An 18,346-nucleotide genomic window follows, 5' to 3' on the forward strand; every position below is an offset into this window, starting at 1 on the left:
TCCGTCGTCTGGTCCACGTTGCACGGGACGGCGGAGAATGTAGCCCGGGCGGCGGAGCCTTCTCGACCCACCAGGGGTTGATCTTCGGGCCCACCACCGGGGTAGCCGGCCTACCCCCTGCGGTGTATCCGGCCCGGTCCGGCGTCGCACAGCGGGAGAGGGCAGCCCGTCCGGGTACCGACCACGGACTTCCCCTGTGCCGTCAGCGCAGTCCGCCGTAGGCGGCCATGACGATCTCCATGCCGCGGTTGTCCTCCTGCCGGTCCCGGTCGATCATCTGGTTCATGACGTAGGCCACCGTCATGCGCGAGTCGGGATCGCTCACGACCAGCGAGCCGCCCCAGCCGCCCCAGCCGAAGGTGTTGCCGAACTTGCCGAAGCCCACGGTCCAGGACATCGGCGTCCGCAGGACCAGGTCGTCGCCGCGGAACACCTCCTGCCACGCGGGCTCACAGCCCCGGGGGGACAGCAGTCGCACCCCGCCGGCCGATCCCTGGTTTGCCAGTACCGACTGGGCGAGGGCGACAGACCGGGCGTTGCCGAAGCCGTTCACCGCCGGGATCTGCGCACGACGCCACGCCACGGAGTTGACGTCCCTGACGCGGATCGCGGCACCGGTGTACTCCCGGCGTGCGCCGTCCGGCCCGGGCGGCGCGCTGGAGGCGTACTCGTCGGTCAGCGACTGCGGGGGGATCAGCGGCACGACGCGGTGGTCGTCCTCCGAAGGAAGCCCGATGTGGAAGTCCGCGCCCAGCGGCCCCGCCACCTCTTCGGCGAAGAACTCGCCGAGACTGCGTCCGGTGATGCGGCTGACGATCTCACCGACGAGGAACCCGAAGGTGAGCGCGTGATAGCCGGCCGCCGTTCCGGGTTCCCATTCGGGAGCCTGCGCGGCCAGCCCCGCCGTCACGCCCTCCCAGTCGTAGAGCTCCTCGACCGCCTTCAGCCCGGACAGGTCCGGCAGCCCCGCGGTGTGTGACAGGGCGTGCCGGACCAGCACGCCCTCCTTGCCGGCCACGGCGAACTCGGGCCAATAGGCGGCGACCGGCGCGGACAGATCGAGCTGGCCTCGGTCGGCGAGGATCAGCGCACACAGGGCGGTCATGTTCTTGGTCGTTGAGTTCACGTTGGTGAGGGTGTCGCGCTCCCACCTGACGGAACGGTCCGCATCGGCGTACCCACCCCAGATGTCGACCACCGGCTCGCCGTCGACGTAGACGGCCGCCGAGGCACCCACGTCGTGGCTGCCGAGCGAAGCCGCAAGCGCCTCACGGACCGCGGCAAACCGCGGCTCGCATACTCCATCAATATCAGTCATGGCCGTAAGCCTCAGGCCGCGCCAGGTCATCCTGCCCGACAATTCCTGCACTGGATTTGTCGGGCGGGGCGCGATCGAATGCGCTCAACTCCATCAAGACGGCCTGACCCCGCAAGGGCAGTTCCTGCAGCGGAGACACAAGGAAGAAGGACGGATACACGTGCTGGAGCGGCTGAATCAGGCGCTGGACCACCTGGAGACCTGCCTCGACCGGGAGGTCGACATGGCCGAGGTCGCCCGGATCGCCGCGGTGTCGGAGTACCACTTCCGGCGGCTGTTCTCCGCGCTCGCTGGGATGCCGCTCCCGGTCTACGTGCGGCGTCGGCGGATGACGCTCGCCGGGGCCGAGGTACTGGCCGGGGAGCTGACGCTGCTCGATGTCGCGGTGCGGTACGGGTACGGCTCGGGCGAGGCGTTCGCCCGGGCGTTCCGGTCGGTGCACGGCATCGGGCCGGGCGAGGCCCGGCGCACTGGTGCCGTGCTCACAGCACAGCCGCGCATGTCCTTCCGTGTCGTCGTCGAAGGGGGCACCACCATGCGGTACCGGATCGTGGAGAAGGAGGCGTTTCGGGTTGTCGGAAGGAAGGCCCGGGTCCCCCTCGTGCACGAGGGGGTCAACGCGGCTGCCACGGCGCACTTGGCGGGCCTGGACCGGCAGGCGATCGTACGGATGAAGGCGCTGGTCCACCGGGAGCCGGAGGGGGTCCTGTCGGCGGTGGTGCACCTGACCGACAGCCGGGAGGAGGGTGCCGAGGTGGATTACTGGATCGGTGTGGTGACCGGTCCCGAGGCGACTGCCGAGGAGCTCGACGCCCTCGACGTGCCAGCCGGTACCTGGGCGGTCTTCGACAACCACGGGCCCTATCCGAGCGCCATCCAGGAGCTGTGGCGGGATGTGTTCACGCAGTGGTTCCCTTCGAACCCGTACGCGAGCCGGCCAGGTCCGGAGCTCCTGCTGACGCAGCCGGTGGAGATCGGCGCCGAGACCGGCTCCCAGCTGTGGATCCCGGTCGAGCGGGGCGGCAGCGGGAACGCCGGGGCGTGATCGCGCCGGCCGCATGGTCCTGATCACCGCTGCGTCGGTACGGTCGCCCCGGCCCGGGCGGGAAATCCTGTTGTGCAGGGGAACCAGGGCCTGCCTACGATGCCTCCATGATCAATTGGGACAGTGTCATCGAGGACCACGACTACGCCGTTCCCGCCACGCAGTCCTTCGACGACCTCGTGGCCGATCTTTCGCAGGCACTGGCCGACCCGGACCCCGAGATCCGTGACGGTGCCCCGCTCATGGTGCTCAGGGAATGGATCGCGCGTGGGGTGATCGACGGCCCGAGGCGGTCGGCGCTGGGTGACGCGATGGCGGTCCGCTTCACCGACCAGGAGATACAGGCCCGTACGTTCGCTCCGCTCGTGCTGACCTATCTGGTGCGGGCAGGAGAGTTCCGGCCGGGCTGGCTGGACGCCTTCGCCGACTGGTTCGTCACCGAGACCGACCTGCGCGGCTACGACGACACGATCGGCTGGCTGCATGCGGTGGCCCACGGCGCCGACCTGCTGGGGGCCTTCGGGCTGCGGCCCGAGGCCGACCCTCGGCTGCTGCTGCGCCTGGCTGCGACCCGCCTGCTGACGCCCACGGACCACGTACTGGAGCAGCAAGAGGACGACCGGCTGGCCAGAGCCCTCGACATCGTCCTGGCTCGCGAGGATCTGACCGAACAAACGGTGACGGCCTGGCTGGAGCCCGTGGCGCAGGCGTTCCGCACGCTGCCGCGCGGTCCGGTCCCCGCCTGGTACTCCAACACCGTCCGAACCCTGCGACCGCTCTACATCCGGGTACACCGAGGCACGGACCGGCCGTGCCGCCAGGCCCTCACCGCCGCGCTGACCGAGGTCCTCGACCTGGTCGACGCCCGGTAAGAGCCACCCAGCGGGCGGTGCCCGGAAAGATCTCTCCCGACCGGCCCCGAACCGTGTGATCGGAGCCGGTGGAAGGTAAATGGGTCGACAGCGCTCCGCGGTACCCGGCAAAGTGGCCGCCCGTGACGAGCAGTGAGCTGTGGACCCGAGCGACCGCCGACCGCTACGACGCCGAGGAGACCGAGATGTCCTCGGCCGCCGTCCTCGGACCGACCCTCGACTTCCTCGCCGAGCTCGCCGGAGACGGCCGGGCACTGGAGTTCGCCATCGGGACCGGACGCGTGGGCGTCCCCCTCCGGGAGCGCGGTGTGCCGGTGACGGGCATCGAAATGTCCGAGCACATGGCGGCGGTGCTGCGGCGCAAGACCGACGAGGACACGCTCCCGGTGGTCATCGGGGACATGGCCACCACCGTCGTTCCCGGCGGGTTCACCCTGGTCTATCTCGTCTACAACACCATCACGAACCTGCTCACGCAGGACGAGCAGGTCGAGTGCTTCCGCAACGCCGCACGCCATCTGGAGCCCGGCGGCCGGTTCGTCATCGAGCTGGGTGTGCCGCCGCTGCGGTTCCTGCCGCCCGGCCAGATCGCGGTGCCGTTCGACGTCTCCGAGCAGCACCTCGGCTTCGACACCTTCGACCTCGTCGAGCAGATCCTCGTCTCGCACCACTTCACCCGCGACGGCGACAGCGACAGCGACGACGGCCGCTACCGCCGCGAAAACTCCCGGCACCGCTACGCCTGGCCGGCAGAGCTCGACCTGATGGCACGGATCGCCGGGCTCGAGCTGGAACGTCGCGTCGCGGACTGGGACGGAGCGCCGTTCACCCAGGACTCCGCGAAGCACATCTCCGTGTGGCGCAAGCCCACCTGAGCTCGGCCGTCGGGGCGCGGTGCGCGCCCTAGGTCCAGGCGGCGAACAGGGCGTCCTGGACTCGAAACCGCCCCACGGCCAAGGCGGGGACGCAGCCCAGCAGGGTCAGGTAGGCCCACCACTGCCAGGCCGCGCCGTCGAAGGCATAGGCGACAGTGGCCGGGGCGAGCGGCAGGATGGGGACGGGCACCAGGTGCCACAGAATCCGGCCGCCGGGCAGCCGCCGGGCCAGGGCCTCGCCGATCAAGGCAGTGGGAGTGGCGAACAATACGGCCTGGACCAGTCCCAGGACGGCGCTGAGGAAGCCGAGCCACACCAGCGAGTACAGCCAGTCGCTGCGCTCGATGGGCAGCCCCTCGGTCACCAGGGACAGCGCGATCAGGACGATGCCGATGGCCGCGTATTGGGCTGTTGTCGCGTACCCCGTGATGCACAGGGTCCGCCTGCCCGTCATCTTCCGTGCCACTGCTCATTCCCCCGCTCGCTCCGGGATGCCGGGCGATCTTGTCGTTGAACACGTTCAAACATTCGGCACAGTACACCCCGCCTCTCCGGACGCGGCGGCCGGGCGGGGGACGGGCGTGAAGAGTGCCCGGACGGTTTCGGTGGCCAGCTCTCGCAGCCAGGTGTGGGCGCGGTCGTTGTCGTAGCGCTGGTGCCACAGCAGGTACAGGGGTACGTCGGGCAGCGGGAGTGGCGGCGGCAGTGTGACCAGGCCGAGTTGTTCCCGGGCCGTGCGGGTGACCGCGTCGGGGAGGGTGACGACCAGGTCGGTGTCGAGGACGAGTTGCAGTGCGAAGGCGGCGGTGGGCCCGGCGGCGACGACGCGTCGTTCGAGGCCGTGTGCGGTCAGGGCTTCGTCGATCGGGTCCTGCAGGCTTCCGCGCCGCGAAACGGTGAGGTGTTCGGCGGCTGCGTAACGCTCGAGGCTCAGCGTGCCCTCGGTGAGCGGGTGGCCGGGTCGGACGGCGACGACCAGCCGGTCGCTGCCGACGAGGCGGTGGCGGATGTCGGGGAGCGTCGGAGTGCCGGAACTCGATTCGAGGTCGACCTCACCCCGGCGCAGCTCGGCGTCGTCCGTCCCGGGTTCGGCGGACAGGCGCAGCCGGACGCCGGGGGCCTGGCGGTGGACGGCGGTGATCAGGGCGGTGCCGGAGGCTGCGGTCAGGGCGTCGTGCCAGCGCACGGTGAACACCCGGTCCAGAGCCGCCAGGTCGAGTTCCTGCTGCGCGGAGAGAAGCTGGTGGGCCTGCTGCACCAGGGCGTGGACCTGGGCGCGCATGGCCAGCGCGCGGGTGGTGGGGACCATACTGCGGCCGGTGCGGACCAGGATCTGGTCACCGGTGGCCTTGCGGATGCGACCCAGGGAGCGGCTCATCGCCGGTGAGGTGACGTGGAGGCGTGCTGCCGCGCCGGCGACGCTGCCCTCTTCCAGCAGGGCGTCCAGGGCCGTGAGCAGGTTCAAATCCAGTTGCATGACAGTAACTCTACAAGTGACAAGCATGCACTTGTTGTTAATTGCCAGGCGGCCTACCTTCGAAGTGCGGGGGCGGAACAACCACCCCGCTTCGATCGATCCCAGGGAGCCCGCCATGAGCACAGCCATGCCCTTCGCCGCCGGTACGACCCTCCTCTCCGACGTGACGGCCGCGGTGAAGGCCGCCGGGGGCACGCTGCGCGACCGCTACACCTCCCACGCCCGGGGCGTAAGCCTGGACGAGGTCGTGGAGGAGATCCACGCCAACGACGACGCGGTGCTGGACGTGCTGCGGGAACCGCTGCTGCGGGCCCGGCCGGGGTCGCAGTGGGCCGAGGACGAGCTGGCCGGCGGCGCGCTCCCGCCCGGGGAGTGGTGGGTCGTCGACCCCGCCGAGGGCAACATCAACCACGTCCACGGCATGGACGACTGGGCCGTCACCGCCACCCTGGTCAGCGACAACCAGCCGGTACTCACCGTCGTCCACCTGCCGCTGACCGGCGACACCTACACCGCGGTCGCCGGCGGCGGTGCCCACCTCAACGACCGGCCCCTGAAGGTGTCCGCCAAGACCGACCTGGGTGCCGCGCTCATCGGCACCGGCCAGGCCAAGCCCGGAGAGGACGAGCGCACCTTCCGGCGGATCGGTGACTCCGTCACCGCCATGCTCATCAACGGCCTGGTCGTGCGCGTGTCCGTTCCCGCCACGATGCAGCTCATCCACGTCGCCGCCGGACGCATGGACGCTTTCTGGCAGTTCTCCGACGTCCGCTCGGGCCTGGTCGCCGGCGCCCTGCTGGTCTCCGAAGCCGGAGGCACCGTCACCGACCTGGCGGGCGAACCCTGGAACACCGGCAGCCGCGACTTCCTGGCCGCCGCCCCCGGCCTCCACGCCGCCGCCCTCAAGGTCCTCTCACCGATCGCCTGACCGGAACCCTCCGCTCTTCCCCACCCCGATACCGCAAGGAGCATCACCCCATGGCCAGCATCGGCATCCTGGGCACCGGCCGCGTCGGCACCAACCTCGCCGCCAAGCTCTCCTCAGCCGGACACCACGTCACCCTCGGAGCCCGGAGCCCCGAAGGCACCGCCGCCCGCCCCGCGGGACTCGCCCCGCCGGTGGCCTTCGCCGACCAGCGCACCACTGCCCGCACCGCAGACATCGTGATCAACGCGACGCCCGGCGACAGCTCCCTGGACCGCCTCACCGAGCTGCGCACCGAACTCGCCGGCAAAATACTCATCGACGTCTCCAACGCCACCCGCGACGACAGCGACGGCCTACCCGGCGAGCTGTGCTATCCCGGCAGCAGCCTCGCCGAGAAGCTCCAGGCCGCGCTCCCCGACACCCACGTGGTCAAGACGCTCAACACCATGCTCTTCATGGTCATGACCGCTCCCGAAACCCTGGCCACCCCACCGACCGCCTATCTCTCGGGCGATGACGAACACGCGAAGAAGACCGTCACCGGTTTGCTCGGCGACCTGGGCTGGCAGCCCGAACTGATCGAGGACCTGGGCGACATCACCACAGCACGCGCCACCGAAGCCATGATCCTGGTCGTGCCCCACATCCTGCGCCGACACGGCTTCAGGCCCTTCGCCGTCTCCCTCTCCCGCTGACCCAGGGTTCTCGCCGCCGCTGGCGACCGGTACGCTCCCGGCCGTGAACGATCTTCGGGTGGGAGCGTCCGTAGTTGCGGGCGGACTGGTCTTCGGCACACTCATAGCCATCGGTGGCTGGTGGGCCCTCAACGGCGGGATCTACGGCTGCACCGCCGCGGATGCGGCACTGCAGGACCCGGTGGCCGCCCAGCTCCGGACGCTCGGCACTCCGCAAGGAGCACAGGCCGACGACTCCTACTCCGGCTGCGACGACGACGACCGCTTCGCGTACTTCGGCCTCGGGTACGCCGAGCCCGCCCGCCGAGCGGACGTCGTCGCCTACTACCAGGCGGCCGCCGCCCGCAACGGCTGGCTGTCGGCACCGCCCGAGCCGGACGAGCCCGCCTGGCGCAGCGACCCGTCCGGCGAACGGATCGGCCTCTGCTTCACCAAACAGATCGACGGCGCCACCTCCCATCTCGCCGTGTCCTGGGCATTCGAGGGGGAGAAGGGCTACACGGTGGAGGCCCGGGCGAGCCGGAGCGGCGGCTCCTGGTGTCCGTGAGCCCGGCCGGCTTTTCGTCGCCCACTCGCGGAGCATGCTCTGCGGGCCGAGAAGACGATTGTCGTACCGATCGTGGCGGGTGGGCGTGGGTTCGACTACCTCGCCACGAGGTGACCTGAACGATTCTCCGGCTCGAGGCAACCCTTTGCGGGGCCTGTGACCACAAGGAAGTAGATCCGGCCGTTCCGCTGCCCGGATCCGCCTTTCTCTCGTGAACAGTTCGCAAGGAGAACGTCTACCCATGAGCAACACCCCGAACGGCGGCCGCCGCGGGCGTCACCGCCGTCGCCTGAGCGCCACCGCTCTGCTGCTCGGCATGCCGCTGGGCGCCGTGTCGTACTTCGTGTTCGTAGTCGAGGACTCCCAGGCCGCGACGGTCGACGGCGGTGCCTACTACAGGCTGGTCTCGGTACGCAGCGGCAAGGTGATGGACGTCAACGGCTTCTCCACCGCCGACGGCACCCGCATCCAGCAGTGGACCGACCAGGGCACCGCCAACCAGCAGTGGAGGCTGAGGTCCACCGGGGACGGCTACTACGAGCTGGTCAACCGCAACAGCGGCAAAGTACTGGGCATAGCGGGCGATTCGAGCGCACAGGCGGCTGTCGCCGAGCAGCAGACCGACAGCTCCTCCGTGTCCCAGGAGTGGCGGATCGACGGTGTGGGCGGTTCCGACGCCGTCACCTTCACCTCCCGCAGGAGCGGCCAGGTCCTGGACGTCTCCGGAGGCTCCACCGCCGAGAGCGCCGCAGTCATCCAGTATCCCGACAAGGGCAGCACCAACCAGCAGTGGAAGCTGGTGAAAGCAGCCGAGACCCAGGCGGCAGGACCGTATCGGTGGAACAACGCCCAGGCGGTGGGCGGTGGTTACGTCACCGGGCTGGTGTTCAACCCCAAGGAGAAGGGTCTGCTGTACGCGCGCACCGACATGGGCGGTGCCTACCGCTGGGACACCGCGGCCGAGCAGTGGATCCCGCTGACCGACTGGGTCGGCGAGAAGGACTGGAACCTGCTGGGCATCGACTCGGTGGCCACCGACCCCGTCGACCCCGACCGGCTCTACCTCGGGGCGGGCACCTACACCAACGAGTGGGCCGGCAACGGCGCGATCCTGCGCTCCACCGACCGGGGCCGCACCTTCAAGCGCACCGAACTGCCCTTCAAGCTGGGCGCCAACGAGCCCGGTCGCGGCGCGGGCGAACGGCTGGTGATCGACCCCGCGGACAACGGCACCCTGTTGCTGGGCACCCGCAAGAACGGCCTGTGGCGCAGCACCGACCACGGCGCGACATGGAGTCAGGTCTCCTCGTTCCCGGTCAAGGACGGGGCTAGCAGCGGCGCGGGCATCTCCTTCGTGACGTACGGCCCGGCCGGCAGCAAGACGGTCTACGTCGGCGTTGCCGACAAGTCCACCTCCCTGTACCGCTCCACCGACGGCGGCAGCACCTGGCAGGCCGTCTCCGGACAGCCCACCGGCCAGCTGCCGCAGCACGGCGTCCTCTCCGGTGACGGCTCGCTGTACCTGACGTACACGAACACCGTCGGACCCAACGACGTGACGGCGGGCTCGGTGTGGAAGTACACGCCGACCGGCGGGGCGTGGAAGAACGTCTCTCCGTCGCAGGGCGGTTACGGGTTCTCCGGGCTTGCCGTCGACCCGCAGAAGCCGTCCACGGTGATGGTCACCACCCTCGACCGCTGGTGGCCCGAGGACGAGATCTACCGGACCACCGACGGCGGTACGACCTGGAAGGCGCTGGCCGGCAAGTCGGTGCGGGATGCCTCCGCCGCCCCGTACGTCGGTACCGCCACCGGGCACTGGATGACCGCCCTGGCCATCGACCCCTTCAACTCCGGGCACGTGCTGTACGGCACCGGCAACGGCATCTGGCGCAGCAAGGACGCCACCGCCAGCGACAGCGGCGCTACCAGCCACTGGACCGTGGGGGCCCGAGGGCTGGAGGAGACCGCCCTGGCGGACGCGATCGCCCCTCCCGGCGGCGCCGCCGTCATCACCTCCATGGGCGACCAGGGCGGTTTCCGCCACGACTCCCTGACCGAGGTGCCCGCCGGGCGGATGGAGAACCCGGCGATGTTCCACAGCACCGACATCGATTTCGCCCAGTCCAACCCCTCGATGATGGTCCGGGTCGGAAAGGCCGGCGCGCAGGACGGCGCCTACTCCGCCGACGGCGGCCGCAGCTGGAACGGCTTCAAGGCGGAGCCGGTGGGCAGCGCCGACAGCGGCCACATCGCGCTCGCGGCGGACGGCTCCACCATCGTCTGGACCGAGGCCGGCCAGGCCCCGTACCGATCGACCGACAAGGGGACGACCTGGTCGAAGGTCGTCGGCCTGGGCACCGACGCCGTGGTCGTCGCGGACCGCTCCTCGGCCAGTACCTTCTACTCACTGGCGGGCGGCACGCTCTACGCCAGCACTGACGGCGGCACGGCCTTCACCGCCCGCGCCACCAGCCTGCCCTCCGGCCGGCTCACGGCCGTCCCCGGCATCGCCGGGGACCTGTGGATCGCAGGTGGCGCCAAGGGGCTGCTGCACTCGACCGACGGCGGCCGTACCTTCACCACGCTCACCACGGTGCAGTCCGCCTCCGCCCTCGGCTTCGGCAAGGCCGCGCCCGGCGCCGCCTACCAGGCCCTGTACCTGATCGGTACCGTCAAGGACGTCACCGGAGTCTTCCGCTCCACCGACAAGGGCGCCACCTGGCTCCGCATCAACGACGACGCCCACCAGTGGGGCAACTTCGCAGGCCTCGGCATCGTCACCGGCGATCCCGACACCTACGGCCGCGTCTACATCGGCACCAACGGACGCGGTCTCCAGTACGGCGACCCTTCCTGATCCCGACGCCCTAGCGGGGCCGCAGGCACTACGGCCTGCGGCCCCGCCATGGCTGACGGAACGTGCTTCGTCTCCACCGGGGGTCTGCCCGGGCGGCTACGGCCGTGGCGTGGTGAAGTCGCCCCAGACCGCGAGGGCGCCGCGGGGACCGTTGGCGTCGACGCGGTAGCCGTCGTGGTTGGACTCACGGTCACCGGCGGCGTGGTTGTACTGGCCGGCGAAGACATGCTGTCCGGCCGGCACCGTACGGCCCGGCTTGAGGATCCAGCGGTAGACCACCGCTCCGCCCTCGTTCTGCACGGTGACGGTGAAATCCTCGGCCGGCATCGTCCGCCAGCTGCCGGTGCTCTGCACCGCTCCGGTCTGCGCGATGCGCAGTTCCACGGTGAGTGCGGTGAGCGGCTGCGTGGACTTGAGGGTGACGTTGCTCTGCGCCCAGAAGCTGTTGTTGTTCGAGCCCAGGGCGCCGGCCGACGACAGAGGCCCGTCCTCGAGGTGCGCGCTGCCGGGCGGGGTCGAGCCCGCGGGCCTCGACGCCGAAGGGCTGGGGCCCGTCGGGGACGAACGCTCCGGCGTGGTTGGGCGGCCGGTGGCGGGCGCCGACGGCGTCGACGGTGTCGGCCGGGGCTTCCCGGACGGCGTCGACGGCGCGGCGGGGGTGGCCGAGACCTCCGGCCGGGCCGGCGGCGACTGGACCATGGCGGCGACGGCGAAACCACCGACAGCCAGGGTGCCGACCGCGGTGAGGGAGGCGAGCGCGACCCTGGGCCAGGGCCTCGCGCCGGACCGCTCGCGGTGGCGGGCGGGGGCGCCGGACATGCCGCGTTCCACGCGTGCCAGGATCCGGGCGCGGTCGGGCTGGTGGGCCTCGGCGGCTGCGCGCAGCCGCTCGGCGAGCTCCTCGTTCAACGACTCCTCCTCCCCGCCAGAAGTTCCCCGGCTGATCCCGTGCTGTCCAGCATCCGTTCCAGTTCGGCCATACCCTTCGAGGTCTGGCTCTTTACCGTACCGACCGATATACCGAGCGCCAGCGCGGTGTCCTTCTCCGACAGGTCGAAGGCGTGCCGCAGGACCACACACGTCCGCTTGCGGAACGGCAACCGGGCGAGAGCCGTCCGCACGTCCACCACGGTGGCCACGTCCGGACCGTCCAACGGCTCCGCGCCACGGGACCAGAACAGGGCGATCCGGCGGCGCTCGCGCACCGTGCTGCGGATCCGTGACCGTGCCAGGTTGGCGACCACGCCACGGGCGTAGGCGAGTGGGTGCTCGGCCTGGCGCAGCCGGTCCCAGCGCTGCCACAGTGCGGTCAGGGCGTCCGCGGCCAGATCGTCCGCGCCGTCCGTCTCGCCCGTCAGGAGATGGGCGAACCGGGCGAGTTCCGCGTAGTGGCGTTCGAAGAAGTCGTGGAACTCCGCGGACGCGTCATCGAGGACCATGTCCGACGGTCGCCCCTTTCGCAAATGTGTGCGCTAACATCCGGGCGGCAGCGTATCAGCGCCCGGTACGGCCCAGGACGCTCCGATCCCCCGAACCGGAGCGGCCACCCGCCGCCGTGTGGTTTCAGTGCGGGGCGAACTGGACCCGGGTCGGTTGTGCGACGTCCGGGAGCAGCGCGGTGCCCTCGACCGTCAGCTGTTCCCCGTAGATGTCGGTGATCCTCATCGCGCCGCCGCACCCGCTGCCGTCGGCGGAGAGGAAGTAGTTGTAATCGGTACGGGGCAGCTTGCGCCAGCCCGCGGCGGTGCGTACCTCCAGCCTAGCGACCGGATTGCGGTGGCCGATCACCTGGATGGCGCACCAGTAGCGGCTGGACCCGGTCTTGTACCGGATGGAGAGCGCCCCGGAGCTCTGGGGGCTCAGCAGGCTCCAGGTGATCGGGATGCGGCCGAGCTTGGGGTCGGCCAGTTTCGCGAAGGCCTCTTGGCTGAGGTCCAGTTGTCCGGGCGCGCAGGGCAGCGGACATTCGTTGGTGATCCGGACCGTGATCGAAGCGCCGTTCGCCGCGCGGACGCGCACGTACGCGCCGCACGCCCTGGACGACTCGTAGTCGGTGGTGTTCATCGCCGCGACCATGAGGTCGTCGCTCGGGCCGAACAGGCAGGCGCCATTGCCGTCGCCGGCGGCGTAGGAGGTGGCGACGCCCTTGTAGCTGGCCCCGGGCTGGATGCGTCCTGCCGACGGCGCCGGGGTGGACGCCGCCGGTGGGGTTTCCTTCGCCGAAGGCTGCGGTGTCTGAGCGGTGGCCGTCGCGCCGGCCACGCTCGGGGTCGCCGATGCGGGCGGGCTGTCCGCCGGGGACGGGCTCGTCGGAGCCGAGGAGGTGGCTCCCGCCAGGGTGGCGGCGGGGGCGGCCACGTCGGCCGGGTCCCCGGCCCGGGCCTTGGGGCCGGGGAGCATGGCCGTCACCAGGCAGAAGAGGACGCCCGCGGCGGTCAGTATCACTGCCGTCCCCAGCATCAGCCTGTTTCTGCGCCTGCGCTGCCGCGAGGCCTGCCGTGCAGTCTGCATGTCCGTCCGTTCCAAGATTCGGGTCGAGGTGCACTGCCTGGTCGCCGCAGGACGCGAAAAGGTTGCCGCCGTTTTGGAAAGGGCGTGCGGTGGGTCCTTCGGGGCGGCCGGGCAGCGGTGTCCCGCACCGGTCCGCTCACTGAGCGGGGGAGTGCGGGGAAACGGGCTGGGCGGCACGGATGCCGCGCGGAGAAGCTCCGAGCGCGCGGCGACAAGCCTTGTTGAACGCCTGGAGGTCGGGAATGCCGACCGATGCGGCGACGGCGGGGACGGAGAGGGTGGTGGCCTGCAGGAAGTGGCGCGCCCGTTCCATCCGCCGGGCCCGGATGTAGCCCACGACCGTCTCCCCCGTCGCGGCGCGGAAGAGCCGCGTCAGGTGGTTGTGGGAGACACCGGCCGCCGCAGCGATGTCCGGCACCGTCAGAGGCTGTCCCAGCCGCGCCTCGATCAGGGCCACGGCGGCCGTGACCGCCGGATGCGCGGCCTGTGTGTTCCGCTCCCTCGCGGGCGCGAGCTGGGCGACCCGCCACAGGGCGACCCACACCTCGGCCGCGGCCCGTGCCGGGGTGTTCGGCCAGGCTGCCAGCGCCTGCCGCAACTGGGCGTTCAGCCAAGTGAGTTCGGGACCGGCGTGCTGGATCACCGGAATGCTGCGGGGAGTTCAGCCCGAGCCCAGGTGGAGGTGGACGTAGAGGTGTGAGGACCGGCCCCGGTAGCGGTAGCGGACCTCGGCGCCGGGCGGTACGAGGCTGACCCGGCCGGGGCGGATCCCGTACTCCGTGCCGTCAACCGTCAAGTCGGCCTCGTAGTCGTACAGATGGAGCTGCCAGAGGTCCGGCAGGGAGAACACGTCCATATGACCGGCCGGGCCGTGCACGCTGATGCCGACGGCGGCGAGAGTGGGCGGCTCGTCAAGGTGGGCGAGTGTCGTGTGCATGGTCGCCTCTCCTGTCAGTGCGTCGGTGAGCCGCTCCAGGACCACCAGCCTCCCACCCCGCCTGCCGGGCACGGTGGTGAGAATCGACCAGTGGAGGGTGAACGCGGCCCATCCGGCGCGCGGCCGCCGGGCCTAGCGTGGCCGCCGTGGAGAACACGCGAGAACTACTCGATTCGGTGCGGATGGCGCGGTTCGTGGCACGCGGGTCGCTGCGACTGGACGCGGTGGTCCCGGCGGAGATGAACACCGAGGGCCTGGCGGTACTGGCCGACGGGGTGCCGCCGGTGCCGTACGGGACCCCGCTGTCCGAGGCCTACGCGAAGGGATCCTTCGTCCGCCGGCTGCTGGAACTTCCGCAGGTGGCAGGTGCCCTGCACAGCCTCGTGGGCCCGGAGCCGTGGGTGGACCACGACTTCGTGCACACCCGCGAGCCCCACGGCGGCGAGGCGCAGCCGCTGCACGGGGACGCCGTCATAGACGTCCGGCCGGACGCCTTCGACGTGCAGCTGATGTACTTTCCGCAGGCGGTGACGCTGGAGATGGGTGGAACGCTCACCGTGCCGGGCAGCCACCTCCGGCGGATCAACGAGTCCGACACCGGCCGCTACCAGAACCTGCGCGGCCAGGACCGGCTGGTCTGCCCGGCCGGGACCGTGGTGTTTCTGCACCACGGCCTCTGGCACGGGGGCCGGCGCAACGACAGCGACGTGATGCGCTACATGTTCAAGATCCGCTTCAATCCCAGGGTGCGCCAACAGCGCCTGTGGAACACCTCGGATCTCGAAGACCCGCAGGTGGCAGCCGAGTTGGACACCATGTTCCCGTGGTACGAGGGGGCGACGGGCCGGCTGGAGCGGTACAACCGCATCCTGCTGTGGCGGGTGCTGACCGGCGACGACCACTTCGACCTCGACCACTGGGTGACCAGGGTCTCCAACCGCCCCGCGGAGGTACAGGAATGACGACCGAAGCAATCCTCCCCGAGCGGGCGGCGGAAGGCGCCGCGCCGGTGCTGCGGCAGCAGGTGCTGGTCCTGTACTTGGCCACCTCGGCGCTGGACTCCCAGGTCGTGGGCTGGTCGCTGTACGACGGCACGGGCCGCACCTCGCCGACCACGGGCGACAGCGACGAGCCGCCGTACGAGTCGGGGGTGGCGGCGCTCCGGGCGGGCTGGCGGCTGATCCAGGCCGCTCAGCTGATCCCGCCCTACCCGGGTCATGAGTACGACGTCTCCTTCCTCAAGCACGAGTTCTTCTTCGAGCGGATCGTCGACGTGCGGGCGGAGCCGCGGGAGCCGGGGCCCCAGTAGACGAGGCACCCCTCCTCGTGCGAGCGGCGGCGGCGCCGAGCCGAGGAGGGGCAGGGGTGGGGTGGCGGCAGAGGAAGGAGGGAGGTCAGCCTCCGGCCTTGCGCTTGTTGTAGACGTCGAAGCCGACGGCCGCCATCAGTACCAGGCCCTTGATCACCTGCTGGTAGTCGGTGCCCACGCCGACCAGCGACATGCCGTTGTTCAGCACGCCCAGGACCAGGCCTCCGGTGAGCGCACCGAGGACGGTACCCACACCGCCGCTCGCGGAGGCGCCGCCGATGAAGGCCGCGGCGATCGCCTCCAACTCGAAGTTGATGCCGGCCTGCGGAGTACCGGCGTTGAGCCGCGCGGCGAAGACCATCCCGGCCAGGGCCGCGAGGACGCCCATGTTCACGAAGGCCAGGAAGACGACCCGCTTGCTCTTCACGCCGGACAGTCGCGCCGCGGCCTCGTTGCCGCCGATGGCGTAGGTGTGCCGGCCGAGGATCGAGTTGCGCATCACGTACCCGAAGCCGACCAGCAGGACGCCGAGGATCAGCAGGACGATCGGCACGCCGTGGTAGCTGGCCAGCAGCAGCGTGAAGGCCACCACGGCCGCGGTGATCGCGCCGAGCTTCACCATGAACAGTCCGGCGGGGAGCGGTTCCAGCCCGTACGAGGCGGCCCGCCGCCGTCCGCGCACCTCCTGGAGTATCGCGACGGCCAGCACCACGAGGCCCAGCAGGAGGGTGAGGTTGTGGTAGTTGGTGTGGGGGCCGACGGCGGGGAGGAAGCCGCTGCTGATGTTCTGGAAGCCCTTGGGGAACGGCGCCACCGACTGGCCCTGGAGGAGGATCTGGGTCCCACCGCGGAACAGCAGCATGCCGGCCAGCGTCACGATGAACGAGGGGATCCCGAGATAGGCGATCCAGAAGCCCTGCCAGGCTCCCGCGAGCGCCCCGATCAGCAGCGCGGCCACCAGCGCCACGGGCCACGGCGCGTGGTGTTTGACCATCATCACCGCGGCGGCGGCCCCGACGAAGGCGGCGAGCGACCCGACCGACAGGTCGATGTGGCCGGCGATGATGACGATCATCATGCCGATGGCCAGGATGAGGATGTAGCTGTTCTGCTGGATCAGGTTGGTGATGTTGAGCGGCTGGAGCAGGATGCCGTCCGTCCAGAACTGGAACAGCAGCACGATCAGCGCCAGCGCGAGCAGCATCCCGTACTGGCGCAGGTTGCCGCGCAGCGCTCGGGCCAGTACGGCACCGGCCGACGCGCGCCGGGCGGTCTGCGGTGTGCTGGGCGTGGTCTCTGGGGTGGTCTTGGTCTGGGCCATGCCTCACACCTGCTTGTCGGGGTATGCCGCGCTCATGGTCATGAGCCGCATGAGGGATTCCTGGGTGGCTTCCGCGCGGTCGACCTCACCGGTGATCCGGCCTTCGGCCATGGTGTAGATCCGGTCGCACAGGCCCAGGAGTTCGGGGAGTTCGGAGGAGATGACGAGTACCGTCTTGCCCTGGGCGGCGAGTTCGGCGATGACGGTGTAGATCTCCGCCTTGGCGCCGATGTCGATGCCCCGGGTGGGCTCGTCGAGGATCAGCACCTCCGGCCCGGCGAAGATCCACTTGCTGAGGACGACCTTCTGCTGGTTGCCGCCGCTGAGCTTGCCGGTCTCCGCGAACACCGAGGGGGCCTTGATGTTCATGGTCCGCCGGAACGATTCGGCGATCCGGGCCTCCTCGTGCCGATCGACCCAGCCCCGCCGGGCGACCTTGCCGAGGGCGCTCAGCGAGATGTTCCGGCTGATGTCGTCGCCCAGGTTGAGGCCGAGCTGCTTGCGGTCCTCGGTCACGTACGCGATGCCGTGCCCGATCGCCTCCGGCACCGTCCGGGTACGGATCTCCCGGCCGTCCAGCCGCACCCGGCCGCCGGTCCACCGCCCGTACGAGCGGCCGAAGACGCTCATGGCCAGTTCGGTGCGGCCAGCGCCCATGAGGCCGGCGATGCCGACGATCTCGCCCCGACGGACGTTGAGCGAGACGCCGTCGACCACCTTGCGCCGGTGGTCGATCGGGTGCTGGACGCTCCAGTCCTCGATCTCGAAGGCGACCTCGCCGATCTCGGGGGCGCGCTCGGGGTAGCGGTGTTCCAGGTCGCGGCCGACCATGCCACGGATGATCCGCTCCTCGGAGATGCCCTCGGGACCGATCGCGATGGTCTCGATGGTCCGCCCGTCGCGCAGGATGGTGACGGAGTCGGCGACCCGGGCGATCTCGTTCAGCTTGTGCGAGATGAGGATGCAGGAGATCCCCTGGGCCCTGAGTTCGAGGATCAGGTCGAGCAGCTTGCGGCTGTCCTCGTCGTTCAGGGCGGCCGTCGGCTCGTCCAGGATGAGCAGCTTGACCTTCTTGGCGAGCGCCTTGGCGATCTCGACCAACTGCTGCTTGCCCACGCCGAGATCGGCGATCCTGGTGTGCGGGCTCTCGTCGAGCCCGACCTGCCGGATCAGCGCGGCGGCGTGGGTCAGCGTCTTGTGCCAGCTGATGACGCCCCGGGTGGCGTGCTCGTTGCCGAGGAAGATGTTCTCGGCGATGGACAGGTAGGGCACCAGCGCGAGTTCCTGGTGGATGATCACGATGCCGCGCTGCTCGCTGGCCCGGATGTCCCGGAACCGGCAGGGCTCGCCCTCGAAGTAGATCTCGCCCTCGTAGCCGCCGTGGGGATAGACCCCGCTGAGCACCTTCATCAGCGTGGACTTGCCGGCGCCGTTCTCGCCGCAGATGGCGTGCACCTCACCGGCGGCGACGGTCAGGTTGACCTCGGAGAGGGCCTTGACACCGGGAAACGTCTTGCTGATCGACCGCATCTCGAGAACGGGTCGGGCCATGGTTGTGCATCCGTATCGTCGGGGCGGTGCGGCGCCGGGCGGTCTCCCCGGCGTCGCACCGCCGTTTCGTCGTCGCCGGACCCGTCGGTCGGGCTCCGCG

At 70.4% G+C, this 18,346-nt stretch carries 19 protein-coding genes; 9 read left to right on the forward strand and 10 right to left on the reverse strand.

The window, feature by feature from the left end:
• Window positions 1-202: 202 nt before the first annotated feature.
• Window positions 203-1,318 (reverse strand): serine hydrolase domain-containing protein, encoded by a 1,116-nt coding sequence (locus OHU74_RS34810; protein ID WP_371614181.1) that lies wholly within the window; start codon window positions 1,316-1,318, stop codon window positions 203-205.
• A 160-nt stretch (window positions 1,319-1,478) separates the two neighbouring features.
• On the opposite strand from OHU74_RS34810, the gene OHU74_RS34815 reads away from it, so the two are divergent.
• From OHU74_RS34815 to OHU74_RS34825, 3 genes are all read left to right on the forward strand, one after another.
• Window positions 1,479-2,363: a GyrI-like domain-containing protein gene (locus OHU74_RS34815; RefSeq protein ID WP_371614180.1), complete on the forward strand. Its 885-nt coding sequence runs from the start codon at window positions 1,479-1,481 to the stop codon at window positions 2,361-2,363.
• Window positions 2,364-2,470: 107 nt separating this feature from the next.
• Entirely contained in the window at window positions 2,471-3,235 is a 765-nt protein-coding gene (locus tag OHU74_RS34820) for a DUF2785 domain-containing protein (RefSeq protein ID WP_371614179.1), read from the forward strand.
• Between the two features lie 122 nt (window positions 3,236-3,357).
• Complete coding sequence (locus OHU74_RS34825; protein WP_371614178.1) at window positions 3,358-4,110, forward strand: class I SAM-dependent methyltransferase; 753 nt, start codon at window positions 3,358-3,360, stop codon at window positions 4,108-4,110.
• A 28-nt stretch (window positions 4,111-4,138) separates the two neighbouring features.
• Here OHU74_RS34825 and OHU74_RS34830 read toward each other — a convergent pair whose 3' ends face one another.
• On the reverse strand, window positions 4,139-4,576 hold the full coding sequence (locus OHU74_RS34830; protein ID WP_371614177.1) for a hypothetical protein: 438 nt from the start codon (window positions 4,574-4,576) through the stop codon (window positions 4,139-4,141).
• Window positions 4,577-4,630: 54 nt separating this feature from the next.
• Window positions 4,631-5,587, reverse strand: a complete 957-nt coding sequence (locus OHU74_RS34835; RefSeq protein ID WP_371614176.1) for a LysR family transcriptional regulator — start codon at window positions 5,585-5,587, stop codon at window positions 4,631-4,633.
• Window positions 5,588-5,702: 115 nt separating this feature from the next.
• On the opposite strand from OHU74_RS34835, the gene OHU74_RS34840 reads away from it, so the two are divergent.
• The 4 genes from OHU74_RS34840 (at window position 5,703) to OHU74_RS34855 (ending at window position 10,617) form a co-directional block, all read left to right on the forward strand.
• Entirely contained in the window at window positions 5,703-6,515 is an 813-nt protein-coding gene (locus OHU74_RS34840; protein ID WP_371614175.1) for an inositol monophosphatase, read from the forward strand.
• 50 nt (window positions 6,516-6,565) lie between these two features.
• Complete coding sequence (locus OHU74_RS34845) at window positions 6,566-7,210, forward strand: NADPH-dependent F420 reductase (protein WP_371614174.1); 645 nt, start codon at window positions 6,566-6,568, stop codon at window positions 7,208-7,210.
• Between the two features lie 43 nt (window positions 7,211-7,253).
• A complete protein-coding gene (locus tag OHU74_RS34850; RefSeq protein WP_371614173.1) occupies window positions 7,254-7,757 on the forward strand; it encodes a hypothetical protein in 504 nt (167 codons plus the stop codon).
• A gap of 241 nt (window positions 7,758-7,998) precedes the next feature.
• Complete coding sequence (locus tag OHU74_RS34855) at window positions 7,999-10,617, forward strand: RICIN domain-containing protein (protein WP_371614172.1); 2,619 nt, start codon at window positions 7,999-8,001, stop codon at window positions 10,615-10,617.
• Between the two features lie 96 nt (window positions 10,618-10,713).
• Here the strand turns inward: OHU74_RS34855 and OHU74_RS34860 are convergent, their stop codons facing one another.
• The 5 genes from OHU74_RS34860 to OHU74_RS34880 all read right to left on the reverse strand — a co-directional run bounded on the left by OHU74_RS34860 (window position 10,714) and on the right by OHU74_RS34880 (window position 14,137).
• On the reverse strand, window positions 10,714-11,526 hold the full coding sequence (locus OHU74_RS34860; protein WP_371614171.1) for a hypothetical protein: 813 nt from the start codon (window positions 11,524-11,526) through the stop codon (window positions 10,714-10,716).
• A complete protein-coding gene (locus tag OHU74_RS34865) occupies window positions 11,523-12,056 on the reverse strand; it encodes a SigE family RNA polymerase sigma factor (RefSeq protein WP_371614170.1) in 534 nt (177 codons plus the stop codon). The genes OHU74_RS34860 and OHU74_RS34865 overlap by 4 nt, the downstream gene beginning before the upstream one ends.
• Before the next feature lie 124 nt (window positions 12,057-12,180).
• The gene (locus tag OHU74_RS34870) at window positions 12,181-13,077 is read right to left on the reverse strand and encodes an expansin EXLX1 family cellulose-binding protein (protein WP_371614169.1); all 897 of its coding nucleotides are present in this window, start codon (window positions 13,075-13,077) and stop codon (window positions 12,181-12,183) included.
• A 187-nt stretch (window positions 13,078-13,264) separates the two neighbouring features.
• Complete coding sequence (locus OHU74_RS34875) at window positions 13,265-13,771, reverse strand: helix-turn-helix domain-containing protein (protein WP_371614168.1); 507 nt, start codon at window positions 13,769-13,771, stop codon at window positions 13,265-13,267.
• 18 nt (window positions 13,772-13,789) lie between these two features.
• On the reverse strand, window positions 13,790-14,137 hold the full coding sequence (locus OHU74_RS34880) for a hypothetical protein (RefSeq protein WP_371614167.1): 348 nt from the start codon (window positions 14,135-14,137) through the stop codon (window positions 13,790-13,792).
• A 110-nt stretch (window positions 14,138-14,247) separates the two neighbouring features.
• Between OHU74_RS34880 and OHU74_RS34885 the strand changes: the two genes are divergently transcribed.
• Window positions 14,248-15,027, forward strand: coding sequence for a phytanoyl-CoA dioxygenase family protein (locus OHU74_RS34885; protein WP_371619529.1), 780 nt, complete (start codon window positions 14,248-14,250; stop codon window positions 15,025-15,027).
• A complete protein-coding gene (locus tag OHU74_RS34890) occupies window positions 15,024-15,374 on the forward strand; it encodes a hypothetical protein (RefSeq protein WP_371614166.1) in 351 nt (116 codons plus the stop codon). Before OHU74_RS34885 ends, OHU74_RS34890 begins: the two co-directional genes overlap by 4 nt.
• A gap of 85 nt (window positions 15,375-15,459) precedes the next feature.
• Here OHU74_RS34890 and mmsB read toward each other — a convergent pair whose 3' ends face one another.
• Together mmsB and mmsA are read right to left on the reverse strand one after the other, a co-directional pair.
• Window positions 15,460-16,695 (reverse strand): multiple monosaccharide ABC transporter permease, encoded by a 1,236-nt coding sequence (mmsB, locus tag OHU74_RS34895; protein ID WP_371614165.1) that lies wholly within the window; start codon window positions 16,693-16,695, stop codon window positions 15,460-15,462.
• A 3-nt stretch (window positions 16,696-16,698) separates the two neighbouring features.
• Window positions 16,699-18,246 carry a multiple monosaccharide ABC transporter ATP-binding protein gene (gene mmsA, locus OHU74_RS34900; RefSeq protein ID WP_371614164.1) on the reverse strand — a complete coding sequence of 516 codons (1,548 nt, stop codon included), beginning with the start codon at window positions 18,244-18,246 and terminating at the stop codon, window positions 16,699-16,701.
• Between the last annotated feature and the right edge of the window lie 100 nt (window positions 18,247-18,346).

Origin of the sequence: Streptomyces sp. NBC_00454, assembly GCF_041434015.1 — a bacterium.
Classification (GTDB): domain Bacteria; phylum Actinomycetota; class Actinomycetes; order Streptomycetales; family Streptomycetaceae; genus Streptomyces.

Bases quoted from the DNA above. Each gene is read 5' to 3' on its own strand.
- OHU74_RS34810 (WP_371614181.1), bottom strand. From the start codon at position 1,318: ATGACTGATATTGATGGAGTATGCGAGCCGCGGTTTGCCGCGGTCCGT.
- OHU74_RS34820 (WP_371614179.1), top strand. From the start codon at position 2,471: ATGATCAATTGGGACAGTGTCATCGAGGACCACGACTACGCCGTTCCC.
- OHU74_RS34835 (WP_371614176.1), bottom strand. From the start codon at position 5,587: ATGCAACTGGATTTGAACCTGCTCACGGCCCTGGACGCCCTGCTGGAA.
- OHU74_RS34840 (WP_371614175.1), top strand. From the start codon at position 5,703: ATGAGCACAGCCATGCCCTTCGCCGCCGGTACGACCCTCCTCTCCGAC.
- OHU74_RS34845 (WP_371614174.1), top strand. From the start codon at position 6,566: ATGGCCAGCATCGGCATCCTGGGCACCGGCCGCGTCGGCACCAACCTC.
- OHU74_RS34855 (WP_371614172.1), top strand. From the start codon at position 7,999: ATGAGCAACACCCCGAACGGCGGCCGCCGCGGGCGTCACCGCCGTCGC.
- OHU74_RS34865 (WP_371614170.1), bottom strand. From the start codon at position 12,056: ATGGTCCTCGATGACGCGTCCGCGGAGTTCCACGACTTCTTCGAACGC.
- OHU74_RS34870 (WP_371614169.1), bottom strand. From the start codon at position 13,077: ATGCTGGGGACGGCAGTGATACTGACCGCCGCGGGCGTCCTCTTCTGC.
- OHU74_RS34885 (WP_371619529.1), top strand. From the start codon at position 14,248: ATGGCGCGGTTCGTGGCACGCGGGTCGCTGCGACTGGACGCGGTGGTC.
- OHU74_RS34890 (WP_371614166.1), top strand. From the start codon at position 15,024: ATGACGACCGAAGCAATCCTCCCCGAGCGGGCGGCGGAAGGCGCCGCG.
- mmsB (WP_371614165.1), bottom strand. From the start codon at position 16,695: ATGGCCCAGACCAAGACCACCCCAGAGACCACGCCCAGCACACCGCAG.
- mmsA (WP_371614164.1), bottom strand. From the start codon at position 18,246: ATGGCCCGACCCGTTCTCGAGATGCGGTCGATCAGCAAGACGTTTCCC.